The organism is Ruegeria sp. YKSE079 (genome assembly GCF_059612845.1).
Genome location: NZ_JBXWRJ010000025.1, coordinates 12,855 through 26,484, shown reverse-complemented (window position 1 = coordinate 26,484; position 13,630 = coordinate 12,855). Strand labels below are relative to the sequence as shown.

Here is a 13,630-nt window from a genome sequence, read left to right as displayed (position 1 = left end):
CATGGCCCTGTCGCGCCGCACCGGACATCGGTTCCAGGGGTCGGTCTGGCCCGGCTTCGTGGATGCGATGACCGGGCTTTTGATGGTGCTGACATTCGTGCTGACCATCTTCATGGTCGTGCAATTCGTGCTGCGCGAAACGATCTCGGGTCAGGAGGACGAGCTGAGCGCGCTGTCGAACGAGGTGGCGGCGCTGGCCGAGGCATTGGGGCTGGAAGAGCGGCAGACCAGCCGTTTGCAGGCGCGGCTTGGGGCGCTGAACGCCACATTGACCGAAACCGAGGATGATCTGTCACAGGCGCAGGCGCTGATTGGCACGCTGACCGCCGAGCGCGACAGGCAGACGGCGGCGCTGGATCAGGCGCAGACCCGGATCACCGCGTTCGAGGCGCAGGTAGCGGCGTTGCTGGCCGATCAGGAACGGGCGTTGGGTGACATCCGGGCGCTGGAAACGGAGCGGGCAGATCTGCTGTCCGAGCAGGAGGCGCTGAACCTGGCGCTGGCCCGCAGCCGGGAAGAGGTTGACGCCCAGGTCGAGGCGGCCCGGCTGGCGGCCGCAAGACGCGAGGCGCTTGAGGCGCTGATTGCCGATCTTGAGCAATCGGGCGAGGAAAACGCCGAACAGATCGCGGCCTTGCAACAGCAGTTGAGCCAGGAAGAGGCCGATAAGCTGTCCGAGGCTGCGGCTGCGGCGGTGTTGCGCGAACGGCTGCAGAATGCCGATGCCGAACTGACGGCGATGACGCTGGCACTGGAAAAACAGCGGCAGGAGGCAGAGGATACCCTGACCCTGCTGGCTGCTGCCGAGGCCGCAAAAAAGAAACTGGAACTTGAACTGGGCGAGTCGCTGACAGCCGAAGAGGTGCAGGCCCGGCTGAATGCCGCGCTAACTGCGCAAAGCGAAGCCGAAGACACGGCCCGCGTCCAGGGCAATCTGGCCAATGAACGGGCCGCGATGCTGGCGCAGGCGCATCAGGCGCTTGCCGCGGAACAGGCCGCGTCGGCCGAGGCGCAGCGGCAGACCGCGCTGCTGAACCAGCAGGTGTCGGCGTTGCGCAACCAGCTGGGGTCGTTGCAGGCCTTGCTGGACGATTACGAAGACCGCAACGCGGCGGCCGAGGTGCAGTTGCAGACGCTGGGGCAGGACCTGAACGCGGCATTGGCGCGTGCCGCCTCGGAAGAACGCAAACGCCGCCTGCTGGAAGAAGCCGAGCGCAAGCGGCTGGAGGCGCAGAACCAGGGGTTGGTGGCACAGGCTGAAGATCTGGAGCGGTACCGTTCGGAATTCTTTGGCCGGTTGCGCGAGGTTCTGGGCGATCAGGAAGGCGTGCGCATCGAGGGTGACCGATTTGTGTTCTCGTCCGAGGTTTTGTTCGATCCGGCCTCGGCAGACCTGTCGATCGATGGTCAGGTCGAGGTCTCGAAAGTTGCCAATATTCTACGCAGCGTGGCGCAGGATATTCCCGACGAGCTGAACTGGGTGATCCGGGTGGATGGCCACACCGATAACCTGCCGCTGTCGGGCACCGGGCAGTATCGGGACAACTGGGAACTCAGTCAGGCGCGGGCGCTGTCGGTGGTGCGGTTCATGGTTGAGGCGCTGGGACTTCCACCTCAGAGGCTGTCGGCCAACGGGTTCGGAGAGTTCCAGCCCGTGGATACGGCGGACAGCCCGGAAGCACGGGCCAAGAACCGCCGGATCGAGCTGAAACTGACCGAAAAATAATCCGGTCAGGGCATGTCGATCTGGATGCTTTTGCTGCTGATAACCGTTCCGTTACGCCGCAACTCGGCCGTGCCGGTATACTGCCCGGCGGGCCAGCGCGCGGCGGTAAGCTTGCGTCCGGCAGCGCGGAACAACTGCGCCTGATTTTTTTCCAGCGTGGTTTCGTGATCGATGACTTCGCCGTCAGGGCCATGAATTGTCAGGCGAATGACATCCCCGGCCAGTCCGCCGAAGGCATAGCCAAAAAAAACCAGCCCCTTGGCCTTGCCGACCAGCGTATCCTGTGCAGCGGTGCCCGCCTGAATGGCCTCGTATGTCGGAACATGGTCGGAAAACCCGACCGCGATCAACGCGCCGGGCTGATAGGGGATCGGTGTCTGCCAGAGGGTCTTTGCCGGGTCGCCGCATTGCGACGGATCTTTCGGGTCAAACGGGTCCACGACCTGACCATCATGGCGCACGGACAGGTGCAGGTGGGGAAATTCCGTCTGACCGCTGAGCCCGACCTGTCCCAGCACATCGCCCGGCTGAACAGTGTCGCCGCTCTTTACCCGGATCGAGCCGCGTTTCATGTGGCAATACTGGGTTTCCCAGCCGTCTTCGTGCACAATCAGCACGCCGTTGCCGCACTCGCGCCCCGCAACCGCAGCGTCAGTTGCTGCATTAAAGCGGCGGTCTTCCATACCGTCGCGGGTGGCGCGTACCGTGCCCGCCGCAGCGGCCTTGACGTTGACGCCCGCCTGCATCGCTGCCAGCGAAGGTAACGCAAAGTCGGTGCCTTTGTGGCCTTCATAGCTGAGTGTGCCGCACCTGAAATCGCGCGCGCCCGATCCCGGATCCCGGTCGACAAATTGCTGGATATGGCAGGTTTTGCCCAACGTGCAATCAATGGGCAGGTGCAGAACCGGATCACTCGCCGCCGAAGTGGCGGCGAGTGCCAATACGATCAGCGCTGCGCGCATCAATCGGCGGTCAGCAGAGGCGGCTTGTCACCCGAAATCCGGGCCTGACCGGGGCCGACCATCTGAAGATCAAGCGCGCCTTTCTTGACCGACACACGGACCACACCGCCCTTGGCGAGCTTGCCGAACAGCAATTCCTCGGCCAGGGGTTTCTTGATGTGTTCCTGGATCACGCGGCCCAGCGGGCGGGCGCCCATCTTGTCGTCATAGCCCTTGTCGGCGATCCATTCGGCGGCCTGATGTGTCAGTTCGATTGACACGCCGCGATCCAGCAGCTGCGCTTCGAGCTGGAGGACGAACTTCTCGACCACCTGCAGGATGACCTCTTTCGGCAGCGGCGCGAAGGAGATCACCGCATCCAGACGATTGCGGAATTCGGGCGTGAACATCCGTTCGATCGCGGCGGTATCCTCGCCCTCGCGACGGTCGCGGCCAAAACCGATGGCGGATTTGGCCTGTTCGGCGGCGCCCGCGTTCGAGGTCATGATCAGCACCACGTTGCGGAAATTCACCGTGCGCCCGTTGTGATCGGTCAACTCGCCGTGGTCCATCACCTGCAACAGGATGTTGAACACGTCCGGGTGCGCCTTTTCGATTTCGTCCAGCAGCAGCACGCAATGTGGATGCTGGTCGACACCGTCGGTCAGAAGACCGCCCTGATCAAAGCCGACATAGCCCGGAGGCGCGCCGATCAGACGGCTGACCGCGTGTTTCTCCATGTATTCCGACATGTCGAAACGCAACAGTTCCACGCCCAGCGTATCGGCCAGCTGTTTTGCGACCTCGGTCTTGCCGACACCGGTCGGACCCGCGAACAGGTAGTTGCCGATGGGCTTTTCGGGTTCGCGCAAACCGGCGCGGGCCAGTTTGATGGCGCTCGACAGCGCCTCGATCGCCTGATCCTGACCAAACACCACGCGCTTGAGCGAGGCTTCGAGATCCTTGAGAACCTCGGCATCGTCCTTGGTGACGTTCTTGGGCGGGATGCGGGCAATCTTGGCGACCACCGCCTCGATCTCTTTCACGCCGATGGTCTTGCGGCGCTTGCTTTCGGCCACAAGGTGTTGCGCCGCGCCGGCCTCGTCGATCACGTCGATGGCCTTGTCGGGCAGCTTGCGGTCATTGATGTAGCGGGCCGACAACTCCACCGCCGTCTTGATCGCATCGGCGGTGTACTTGATGTCGTGATGCTTTTCGAAATAGGGCTTGAGGCCGCGCAGGATCTTGATGCTGTCCTCGACCGAAGGTTCGTTCACGTCGATCTTCTGGAACCGGCGGGACAGGGCGCGGTCCTTTTCGAAATGCTGGCGGAATTCCTTGTAGGTGGTCGATCCCATGGTGCGCAGCTTGCCACCCTGCAAGGCGGGTTTCAGCAGGTTCGAAGCATCCATCGCCCCGCCCGAAGTTGCGCCGGCGCCGATCACGGTGTGGATCTCGTCGATGAACAGCACCGCGTCGGGATGTTCTTCCAGTTCGGTCACGACCGCCTTGAGCCGTTCCTCGAAATCGCCGCGATAGCGGGTGCCTGCCAACAGCGCGCCCATGTCGAGCGCGTAGATGGTAGTATGCGCCAGAACGTCAGGGGCTTCGCCCTCGACGATCTTATACGCCAGGCCTTCGGCGATGGCGGTCTTGCCGACGCCGGGGTCGCCTACGAGCAGCGGATTGTTCTTGCGGCGGCGGCAGAGCACCTGGATGCAACGTTCCACCTCGTCGGCGCGTCCGATCAGTGGGTCGACTTCGCCGGAGCGGGCCTTGGCGTTGAGGTCGACGCAGTATTTGCCCAGCGCGCTTTCCTTTTGCTCGGCGTCGCTGGTCGAGGATGTTGCCTGTGCTTCGTCTTCGGAATGTTCGGCACCGGTCACGGGGCGATTTTCGCCAAAGGCCGGGTCCTTGGCCACTCCATGAGCAATGAAATTGACCGCGTCATAGCGGGTCATGTCCTGTTCCTGCAGGAAATAGGCGGCATTGCTTTCGCGCTCGGCAAAGATGGCCACCAGCACGTTGGCGCCAGTCACTTCGTTGCGGCCCGAGCTTTGCACGTGGATCGCGGCGCGCTGGATCACGCGCTGGAATGCGGCGGTAGGCACCGCTTCGGAGCCGTCGATATCGGTCACGAGGTTCGAGAGGTCTTCGTCGATGAATTCGACCAGTGTTTCGCGCAACTCGTCCAGATTGACGCTGCATGCCTTCATCACCCGGACGGCATCGGGTTCTTCCAGCAGCGCCAGAAGCAGATGTTCCAGCGTTGCAAATTCATGTCGCCTTTCATTCGCCGCCGCGAGGGCCGCGTGAATGGCTTGTTCCAATGTGCTCGAGAATGAAGGCACGTGGGTGCTCCTCTTTACTTGGGTCGAAACCGGGGGGGCGAGTTGCGGCCGAACCCCCTGCTCAACCATGTCCTCATACTATTAGAGTTTGGTTGAACATTGCCCGGCTTCAAGGGTTTTCTTGCTCTTGACAGTCACATTTCCTGTGACCGTGATCGTGAACACCGCATTTTGTGGCTAAAATCTGTCTTTCCTGGCGCGAATTTCAGCAAAGACATCGGCGGGAGCGGCTCCGCTCATGCCAAGATTGGCCTGAATACCGGATTCTGCCGCGCGCAGAAAGGGGTTGGTGGCCTTTTCCAATGCCAGAGTCGAGGGCACGGTGGGCTCTCCGGCGGTGCGGGTGCGGGCGATATCGGCAATACGCTGTTGCAGTGCCGGATTGTCGGGTTCGATGGTTTCGGCGAACCGTCCATTGGCTTGGGTATATTCATGTCCGGAACAGACGATTGTTTCGTCGGGCAGTGCCGCCAGCTTGCTGAGCGAGACCCACATCTGGGGCGCGGTGCCTTCGAACAGGCGGCCACAGCCCAGTGCCATCAGGCTGTCTGCGGTGAAAACCGCATCACTTTGCGGCATGTGAAAGGCGATGTGGCCCACGGTATGACCCGACACGTCGATCACATGCACCGGCTCGCCACCGATGGTGATGGTGTCGCCTTCGGTCACCTGTTGATCCAGCGGCGGCAGGCGGTGCGCATCTGCCGCCGCGCCGATCACCCGGGCGGGATGGCGGTCGAGGATTTCGGCCAGGCCGTCGACATGGTCATAATGGTGGTGGGTCAGCAACACATGGCTGAGCGTCCAGCCGCGCGCGGACAGTTCCGCAAGGATGGGCGCGGCCTCGGGCGCGTCGATCAGCGCCGTCTCGCCACTGACCCGGTCATGTGCGAGAAAGGCGTAGTTGTCGCTGAGGCAGGGGATGGTGACGATTTCAAGAGGCATGGCCTTTTGCCCTTTCATTGCTAGACTGCGCCCAGCTAAGCCGATCGAGCAGGTGTCCGCAATGCATCTCGACGTGCAGGATCTGAGGAATTTCTACTACCGCAGCACGCTGGGCCGTGCGGCGCAGGCCGCGATCCGTGGCCGCCTGCTGGACTTGTGGCCCGAGGCGAAGGGGCAGACCGTGGCCGGGTTTGGCTTTGCGGTTCCGCTGTTGCGCCCCTATCTGGCCGATGCGCGGCGGGTGATCGGATTGATGCCGGGGCCGCAGGGGGTGATGCCGTGGCCTGCGGGGATGCCAAACGTGTCGGTGCTGTGCGAAGAAACGCTGTGGCCTGTCGATACCGGGCAGGTGGACAAGCTGGTGGTCATGCATGGGCTGGAGACCACGGAGCGCCCAAACGATCTGCTGGAGGAATGCTGGCGGGTTCTGGGGCCGGGCGGCAAGGCGATGTTCATCGTCCCGAACCGGGCCGGGTTCTGGTCGCGCTCGGACAAGACGCCCTTTGGCTTTGGCCGCCCTTATTCGCTGGGGCAGCTGGAAACGCAGCTCAGGATTCACCAGTTTCTTCCTGAAAGCCATTGCTCGGCGCTGTACCTGCCCCCGTCCTACCGGCGATTCTGGTTGCGGTCAGCGAGCCTGATCGAAAAGACCGGTCAGCGTCTGCCCACGATCATGGCGGGCGGTGTTCTGATGGTAGAGGTCAGCAAGCGGGTACACCCGCCAAAGGGCAACGTGACCAAGGACGCGGTGCGACGCCCGATCAAGGCTTTGGACGGTTTGCTGAAACCGGCCTGATCGCGGGCGCGGGTTTTGGTCGATTGCGCCGGTTCTTGTGGAAATTACGTCACAGGAATCGCAAAAACCTGCAACTTGGTAACATTTTTCAAGCCAATCTGGGGGGCAAAAGGGTCGCAGTTTTCCTAACATGTTGAAATCAAACATTTTGTGGATAACTGCGTTACCGCTATACTATATTGCGAGGTTGGGAACGCTCTGCTACATCCCCGGTGATTTTGATGCCCTGCCTTCAAGGCGGGGTTTCTTCACGCCCCCGGGGTAAGTGCCAAAGCGCGAATTCGGGGCCTAAAGTATCGGAAGGGTGGACGTGTCCGAACCAGCTTCGATTTCCGCAGGCATCGCCGAGCGCTATGCCACCGCGATTTTCGAGATCGCGAAAGAGAACAAAGACCTTGCAGGTCTCGAATCCGGCATCAACGATCTGGCCGCAGCACTGGCTGACAGCGCCGATCTGCGCAATCTGATCGCATCTCCGCTGGTATCCCGGGCCGAGCAGGAAGCCGCAATCACCGCGATTGCCGACAAGATGGGGCTGAGTGCCGTATTGCGCAACTCGCTGGGCCTGATGGCGCAGAAGCGCCGCCTGTTCGTTGTGCCGCAACTGGTCAAGGGGCTGCGCGAGATGCTGGCCGACGAGCGCGGCGAGGTTACCGCCGAGGTGGCATCGGCCAAGGCGCTGACCAAGACCCAGATGGACAAGCTTGCCAAGACGCTGAGCGCGAATGTGGGCAAGACCGTGACAATCAATGCGACCGTTGATGAGAAGCTCATCGGCGGTCTTGTCGTTAAAGTGGGCTCGAAAATGATCGACAGTTCGATCCGCTCCAGGCTCAACTCCCTACAGAATGCAATGAAAGAGGTCGGATAAATGGGAATCCAAGCTGCAGAAATTTCTGCAATCCTGAAGGACCAGATCAAGAATTTTGGTCAGGAAGCAGAAGTGGCCGAAATCGGCCGCGTGCTAAGCGTCGGTGACGGGATTGCCCGTGTATACGGTCTGGACAACGTTCAAGCCGGTGAGATGGTCGAATTTCCAGGCGGCATCATGGGTATGGCGCTGAACCTGGAGAGCGACAACGTCGGTGTCGTTATCTTCGGTTCCGACCGTGACATCAAAGAAGGTGACACTGTCAAGCGCACCAACGCCATCGTGGACGTTCCTATCGGTGACGAACTGCTGGGCCGCGTCGTGGACGGTCTGGGCAACCCGCTGGACGGCAAGGGCCCGATCAACGCCACCAAGCGCGGTGTTGCAGACGTCAAGGCCCCCGGCATCATCCCGCGCAAATCGGTACACGAGCCGATGGCAACCGGCCTGAAATCGGTGGACGCGATGATCCCGATCGGTCGCGGCCAGCGTGAGCTGATCATTGGCGACCGCCAGACCGGCAAGACCGCCGTGGCCCTGGACACCATCCTGAACCAGAAGGTCTATAACGACGCGGCTGGCGACGACGAGTCCAAGAAGCTGTACTGCATCTATGTCGCCATCGGTCAAAAGCGTTCGACCGTTGCGCAGCTGGTGAAGAAACTGGAAGAATCCGGCGCCATCGAATACTCGATCGTCGTGGCGGCAACCGCGTCCGACCCGGCGCCGATGCAGTTCCTGGCACCCTATGCCGCAACCGCGATGGCCGAATTCTTCCGTGACAATGGCCGTCACGCGCTGATCATCTATGATGACCTGTCGAAACAGGCCGTTGCCTATCGCCAGATGTCGCTGTTGCTGCGCCGTCCGCCGGGACGTGAAGCCTATCCGGGCGACGTTTTCTACCTGCACTCCCGTCTGCTGGAGCGTTCGGCGAAGCTGAACGAGGACTTCGGCTCCGGTTCGCTGACCGCTCTGCCCGTCATCGAAACCCAGGGCGGCGACGTGTCGGCGTTTATTCCGACCAACGTGATCTCGATCACCGACGGTCAGATCTTCCTGGAAACCGAACTGTTCTATCAGGGCATCCGCCCCGCAGTGAACACCGGTCTGTCGGTTTCGCGTGTGGGTTCCTCGGCCCAGACCAACGCGATGAAGTCGGTCGCAGGCCCGGTTAAACTGGAACTGGCTCAGTACCGTGAAATGGCGGCCTTTGCGCAGTTCGGTTCCGACCTCGACGCCGCAACCCAGCAGCTGCTGAACCGTGGTGCGCGTCTGACTGAGCTGATGAAACAGCCGCAGTACTCGCCGCTGACCAACGCGGAAATCGTCTGCGTCATCTTCGCCGGCACCAACGGCTATCTCGACAAGATCAAGGTGACCGACGTGGGCCGTTACGAGGCCGGTCTGCTGGCGCACCTGCGCGGCAAGCATGCCGACTTGCTGAAGTGGATCACCGACGAAGATCCCAAGGTCAAGGGCGATGCTGCCGACAAGATCAAGGCTGCGCTGGACGAATACGCCGCAACCTTCGCTTAAGGAGATGCGGCAATGCCAAGTCTGAAGGACCTTAAAAACAGGATCGAGTCGGTCAAATCGACCCGCAAGATCACCAAGGCCATGCAGATGGTCGCGGCTGCAAAACTGCGCCGCGCCCAGGACGCTGCCGAAAGCGCCCGCCCATATGCCGAACAGTTCAATGCTGTGATGGCGGGGCTGGCGGCTTCGGTCGGGGGCAGCGACAGCGCCCCCAAGCTGCTCCGTGGTACGGGCAGCGACGATGTCCATCTGCTGGTTGTCATGACAGCCGAACGCGGTCTCTGCGGCGGCTTCAACTCGAACATCGCAAAGCTCGCGCGCGCCAAGGCGGACGAGCTGCGGCTCAAGGGCAAGACGGTCAAGATCCTGACCGTTGGCAAAAAAGGCCGTGACGCGCTGAAGCGCGATTACAGCGATCTGTTCGTTGGACATATCGACCTGAGCGAGGTCAAGCGTATCGGCTATGCCAATGCGCAGGACGTCGCAAAGAACATCCTGAACCGTTTCGATGCGGACGAGTTCGACGTTGCCACGATCTTCTATGCGAAGTTCCAGAACGTCGTGACCCAGATCCCGACCGCGCACCAGATCATCCCGGCTTCGTTCGAAGAGACCGGGAGCGATGACAGTGGCGCGGTCTTCGATTACGAGCCCAGCGAAGAGGCCATTCTGGCCGACCTGCTACCCAAGGGGGTCGCAACCGCGATCTTCTCGGCTCTGCTCGAAAACGGAGCCTCGGAACAGGGTGCTCGGATGTCCGCAATGGACAACGCGACACGCAACGCGGGTGAGATGATCGACAAGCTGACGATCCAGTTCAACCGTTCGCGTCAGGCCGTCATCACCAACGAGCTGATTGAAATCATTTCCGGCGCCGAAGCGCTGTAGAGACATACCGGAGACGAAACATGGCGAATGCAAAAGGCAAAGTCACTCAGATCATCGGGGCCGTCGTTGACGTCCAGTTCGATGACGCGCTGCCTGAAATTCTGAACGCGCTGGAAACCGAAAACAACGGCAAGCGCCTGGTGCTCGAAGTGTCGCAGCACCTTGGCGAAAACACTGTCCGCACCATCGCGATGGACGCGACCGAAGGTCTGGTTCGCGGCGCCCCGGTGACCGACACCGGCGCACCGATCTCGGTGCCGGTGGGCAATGCCACCCTGGGCCGCATCCTGAACGTTGTCGGTGAACCGATCGACGAAAAAGGCCCGGTCGAAACCACCGAAACCCGCGCCATCCACCAGAATGCCCCCGAATTCGACGAGCAGTCGACCGAGTCGGAAGTTCTGGTCACGGGCATCAAGGTGGTCGACCTGCTGGCCCCCTACGCCAAAGGCGGCAAGATCGGCCTGTTCGGCGGCGCTGGCGTTGGCAAAACCGTTCTGATCATGGAACTGATCAACAACATCGCAAAAGTACACTCGGGCTTCTCGGTGTTTGCGGGTGTTGGTGAACGGACCCGTGAAGGCAACGACCTGTATCACGAGATGATCGAATCGAACGTGATCAAGCCGGACAACCTGGCGGAAAGCCAGGTGGCTCTGGTTTACGGTCAGATGAACGAGCCTCCGGGTGCGCGTGCGCGTGTTGCTCTGACCGGTCTGACCCTGGCCGAGCAGTTCCGCGACCAGTCGGGCACTGACGTTCTGTTCTTCGTCGACAACATCTTCCGCTTCACACAGGCGGGTTCCGAGGTGTCGGCTCTGCTGGGTCGTATCCCGTCCGCTGTGGGCTACCAGCCGACGCTGGCCACCGACATGGGCGCGCTTCAGGAACGCATCACTTCGACAAAGGCCGGATCGATCACTTCGGTGCAGGCGATCTACGTGCCTGCGGACGACTTGACCGACCCCGCGCCGGCAACCTCGTTTGCGCACCTCGACGCGACCACCGTTCTCAACCGTGCGATCTCGGAAAAGGGTATCTACCCGGCCGTGGACCCGCTCGACTCGACCTCGCGCCTGCTGGACCCGGCCATCGTCGGTGAAGAGCATTACAAGGTTGCGACCGACGTTCAGCAGATCCTCCAGCGCTACAAGTCGCTGCAGGACATCATCGCCATCCTCGGCATGGACGAACTGTCGGAAGAGGACAAGCTGGCCGTGGCCCGCGCCCGTAAGATCGAGCGCTTCCTGTCGCAACCCTTCGACGTGGCACAGGTCTTTACCGGCTCGCCCGGCGTTCAGGTTCCGCTGGATGTCACCATCGACTCGTTCAAGCGCGTTGTGGCCGGTGAGTTCGACCACCTGCCCGAGGCGGCCTTCCTGATGGTCGGCGGCATCGATGAAGTGATCGCCAAAGCCGAGCGTATGGCCGCAGCGGCTGCCTAAGGAGTATCCCTGATGGCAAACACGATGCAATTCGACCTCGTCAGCCCGGAGCGGAGCCTTGCTTCGCTCCAGGCCAGCGCGGTCCAGATTCCCGGCGCGGACGGGGACATGACGGCGATGCCCGATCACGCCCCCACCATCACCACGCTGCGCCCCGGTCTGCTGAAGGTTGAGGCGCCCGAAGGGGCCAGTGAATACCTGGTCACCGGCGGGTTTGCCCAGATCAACAGCGACGGTTTGTCGGTGCTGGCCGAAAAGGCCATTCCGGTGACCGAAGTGACCCGCGCGCATCTGGACGAGCTGATCGCCGAGGCCCGCGCCTCGCACGAGGCGGCAAAGGAACAGGGCGACCACACCATCGTCGACGATGCAGCCAAGCTGCTGGCCGACATGGAGGCGCTGGGAACTCATATGAGCCTGTAAGTCAAGAATCTTCACGATTTTCGGCACGGCCCCGTCACAACGGGGCCGTATTCATTTTGCATGACTTGTTCAGGGCGTTGCCCTACGGTGCAGGTGAGTCAACGGTTGTGATAGTTTGATGATGAATTTTTGTTCGCACCCCGTCGGTATTGACCAAGGCGAAGCGGTGCTGTTCTCGGAATTTGAGAATGGCGGCGCGATGTGGACCGGAACCGGTCCACGTGAACGCAGGCGGACGGTCCGGTTCAGGACAGCTTTCCGCTCCGCTCCAGCCGTTCAGATGAATGTGTCCTTGTGGGATGTCGACAATTCCTCGGCCCTGCGCGCCGAGCTGACGCCCGAGAACGTCAGCAATGAAGGGTTCGAGGCGGTGTTCCGGACATGGTCCGACACGCGCATTGCGCGTATCCGTGTCTCCTGGATGGCAATAGGCGAAGTTCGCAACGAGGATGACTGGGACATTTCCTAGCGGCGCTGCCCCTCTTGCCCTGCGGGCAATTCACCCCGGGGTATTTCAAACCAGAAAGAACCAGAGCCTCGTATATGCTTCTTTCTGGTTTGAAGTAGCCCAGTGAGTTTGAGGGAAAGCGTCCCTCAAAACAAAATCAAATCGAGCGCGCCGGAGGCGCACGATTGAGCTACGCGGCGCGATAAAGCGACTCGTAGATCGGGATCAGGGTTTTGTCTTCGAAGAGCGAGGAAACGCTGGTGCCGTTCCAGATGTTCAGGATGGCCTGGGTCAGCAATGGCGCGGTCGGAACGACGCGGATGTTGGGCGCGCTGAGGATCGCATCGGTGGGCTGAATCGAGTCGGTGATAACCAGCGATTTCATCACCGAATTCGTCACCCGTTCAACGGCGGGGCCGCTCATGACGCCGTGAGTGATATAGGAGTGAACCTCCTTGGCGCCGTTGTCGAGCAGCACCTGGGCGGCCTTGCAAAGCGTTCCGGCGGTATCACAGATGTCGTCCACGATCAGACAGATCTTGTCCTTGACGTCGCCGATCACGGTCATCTCGGCTATCTCGCCCGGTTTTTCGCGGCGCTTGTCAACGATCGAAAGCGGTGCATTGATGCGTTTGGCCAGTTCGCGCGCGCGGGCAACGCCGCCCACATCCGGAGAAACCACCATCAGATCCGACATGTGGTCCTTGAACTGGTGCTTGACGTCGAGCGCGAAGATCGGCGAGGCATAGAGGTTGTCGACGGGGATATCGAAGAAGCCCTGGATCTGGGCCGCGTGCAGGTCCATGGTCAGGACCCGCTCGATCCCGGCGCCGGTGATCATGTTGGCGACCAGCTTGGACGAGATCGGGGTGCGCGCCTTGGTACGACGGTCCTGGCGGGCATAGCCGAAATAGGGGATCACGGCGGTGATCCGTGCCGCCGACGACCGGCGCAGCGCATCGGCGATGATCAGCAGTTCCATCAGGTTGTCATTGGCCGGGTTCGAGGTCGGCTGGATGATGAACATATCCTCGCCGCGGACGTTTTCGAACACTTCGACGAAGATCTCACCGTCGTTGAACCGCTCCACCCGTGCGTCGACCAGTTCCTGATCGACGCCGCGATACAGGCTCATCCGGCGGGCGATGGCATTGGCAAGTGGAAGGTTGGCGTTCCCAGAGATGAGCTTGGGTTCGTTGAGTGTCGGCATTGTTCTGTGATTCCCGGGGCAGCGGCAGGTTATGTGACAGATTCGTG

General features: G+C 61.4%; 12 protein-coding genes. 8 read left to right on the top strand and 4 right to left on the bottom strand.

Translation table 11 applies throughout. The annotated features are described in order from the left end of the window. Position 1 precedes the first annotated feature (1 nt). Entirely contained in the window at positions 2-1,726 is a 1,725-nt protein-coding gene (locus tag AC2FMY_RS19035) for a peptidoglycan -binding protein (RefSeq protein ID WP_496743712.1), read from the top strand. Between the two features lie 5 nt (positions 1,727-1,731). On the opposite strand, the gene AC2FMY_RS19030 is transcribed toward AC2FMY_RS19035, so the two are convergent. The 3 genes from AC2FMY_RS19030 to gloB all read right to left on the bottom strand — a co-directional run bounded on the left by AC2FMY_RS19030 (position 1,732) and on the right by gloB (position 5,963). Then, positions 1,732-2,688, bottom strand: coding sequence for a M23 family metallopeptidase (locus AC2FMY_RS19030; protein ID WP_496743714.1), 957 nt, complete (start codon positions 2,686-2,688; stop codon positions 1,732-1,734). Continuing rightward, positions 2,688-5,018: an ATP-dependent Clp protease ATP-binding subunit ClpA gene (gene clpA / locus AC2FMY_RS19025; RefSeq protein ID WP_480749550.1), complete on the bottom strand. Its 2,331-nt coding sequence runs from the start codon at positions 5,016-5,018 to the stop codon at positions 2,688-2,690. The genes AC2FMY_RS19030 and clpA overlap by 1 nt, the downstream gene beginning before the upstream one ends. A gap of 177 nt (positions 5,019-5,195) precedes the next feature. Continuing rightward, on the bottom strand, positions 5,196-5,963 hold the full coding sequence (gloB, locus tag AC2FMY_RS19020; protein ID WP_496807899.1) for a hydroxyacylglutathione hydrolase: 768 nt from the start codon (positions 5,961-5,963) through the stop codon (positions 5,196-5,198). Between the two features lie 61 nt (positions 5,964-6,024). On the opposite strand from gloB, the gene AC2FMY_RS19015 reads away from it, so the two are divergent. The 7 genes from AC2FMY_RS19015 (at position 6,025) to AC2FMY_RS18985 (ending at position 12,394) form a co-directional block, all read left to right on the top strand. Continuing rightward, positions 6,025-6,759 (top strand): methyltransferase domain-containing protein, encoded by a 735-nt coding sequence (locus tag AC2FMY_RS19015; protein WP_480749548.1) that lies wholly within the window; start codon positions 6,025-6,027, stop codon positions 6,757-6,759. A 310-nt stretch (positions 6,760-7,069) separates the two neighbouring features. Beyond that, positions 7,070-7,630 carry a F0F1 ATP synthase subunit delta gene (locus AC2FMY_RS19010; protein ID WP_480749547.1) on the top strand — a complete coding sequence of 187 codons (561 nt, stop codon included), beginning with the start codon at positions 7,070-7,072 and terminating at the stop codon, positions 7,628-7,630. After that, on the top strand, positions 7,631-9,169 hold the full coding sequence (gene atpA / locus AC2FMY_RS19005) for a F0F1 ATP synthase subunit alpha (protein WP_480749546.1): 1,539 nt from the start codon (positions 7,631-7,633) through the stop codon (positions 9,167-9,169). It begins immediately after the preceding gene. Between the two features lie 12 nt (positions 9,170-9,181). Continuing rightward, the gene (locus AC2FMY_RS19000) at positions 9,182-10,057 is read left to right on the top strand and encodes a F0F1 ATP synthase subunit gamma (protein WP_496743718.1); all 876 of its coding nucleotides are present in this window, start codon (positions 9,182-9,184) and stop codon (positions 10,055-10,057) included. Positions 10,058-10,077: 20 nt separating this feature from the next. Further along, positions 10,078-11,502: a F0F1 ATP synthase subunit beta gene (gene atpD, locus AC2FMY_RS18995; protein WP_496743719.1), complete on the top strand. Its 1,425-nt coding sequence runs from the start codon at positions 10,078-10,080 to the stop codon at positions 11,500-11,502. Positions 11,503-11,514: 12 nt separating this feature from the next. Then, positions 11,515-11,925 carry a F0F1 ATP synthase subunit epsilon gene (locus tag AC2FMY_RS18990; RefSeq protein WP_480749543.1) on the top strand — a complete coding sequence of 137 codons (411 nt, stop codon included), beginning with the start codon at positions 11,515-11,517 and terminating at the stop codon, positions 11,923-11,925. Positions 11,926-12,043: 118 nt separating this feature from the next. Beyond that, entirely contained in the window at positions 12,044-12,394 is a 351-nt protein-coding gene (locus AC2FMY_RS18985; protein ID WP_480749542.1) for an H-type lectin domain-containing protein, read from the top strand. 169 nt (positions 12,395-12,563) lie between these two features. Here AC2FMY_RS18985 and AC2FMY_RS18980 read toward each other — a convergent pair whose 3' ends face one another. Beyond that, entirely contained in the window at positions 12,564-13,583 is a 1,020-nt protein-coding gene (locus tag AC2FMY_RS18980; RefSeq protein ID WP_480749541.1) for a ribose-phosphate pyrophosphokinase, read from the bottom strand. Positions 13,584-13,630 lie beyond the last annotated feature (47 nt).

Bases quoted from the DNA above. Each gene is read 5' to 3' on its own strand.
- AC2FMY_RS19035 (WP_496743712.1), top strand. From the start codon at position 2: ATGGCCCTGTCGCGCCGCACCGGACATCGGTTCCAGGGGTCGGTCTGG.
- AC2FMY_RS19030 (WP_496743714.1), bottom strand. From the start codon at position 2,688: ATGCGCGCAGCGCTGATCGTATTGGCACTCGCCGCCACTTCGGCGGCG.
- gloB (WP_496807899.1), bottom strand. From the start codon at position 5,963: ATGCCTCTTGAAATCGTCACCATCCCCTGCCTCAGCGACAACTACGCC.
- AC2FMY_RS19015 (WP_480749548.1), top strand. From the start codon at position 6,025: ATGCATCTCGACGTGCAGGATCTGAGGAATTTCTACTACCGCAGCACG.
- atpA (WP_480749546.1), top strand. From the start codon at position 7,631: ATGGGAATCCAAGCTGCAGAAATTTCTGCAATCCTGAAGGACCAGATC.
- AC2FMY_RS19000 (WP_496743718.1), top strand. From the start codon at position 9,182: ATGCCAAGTCTGAAGGACCTTAAAAACAGGATCGAGTCGGTCAAATCG.
- atpD (WP_496743719.1), top strand. From the start codon at position 10,078: ATGGCGAATGCAAAAGGCAAAGTCACTCAGATCATCGGGGCCGTCGTT.
- AC2FMY_RS18990 (WP_480749543.1), top strand. From the start codon at position 11,515: ATGGCAAACACGATGCAATTCGACCTCGTCAGCCCGGAGCGGAGCCTT.
- AC2FMY_RS18985 (WP_480749542.1), top strand. From the start codon at position 12,044: ATGATGAATTTTTGTTCGCACCCCGTCGGTATTGACCAAGGCGAAGCG.
- AC2FMY_RS18980 (WP_480749541.1), bottom strand. From the start codon at position 13,583: ATGCCGACACTCAACGAACCCAAGCTCATCTCTGGGAACGCCAACCTT.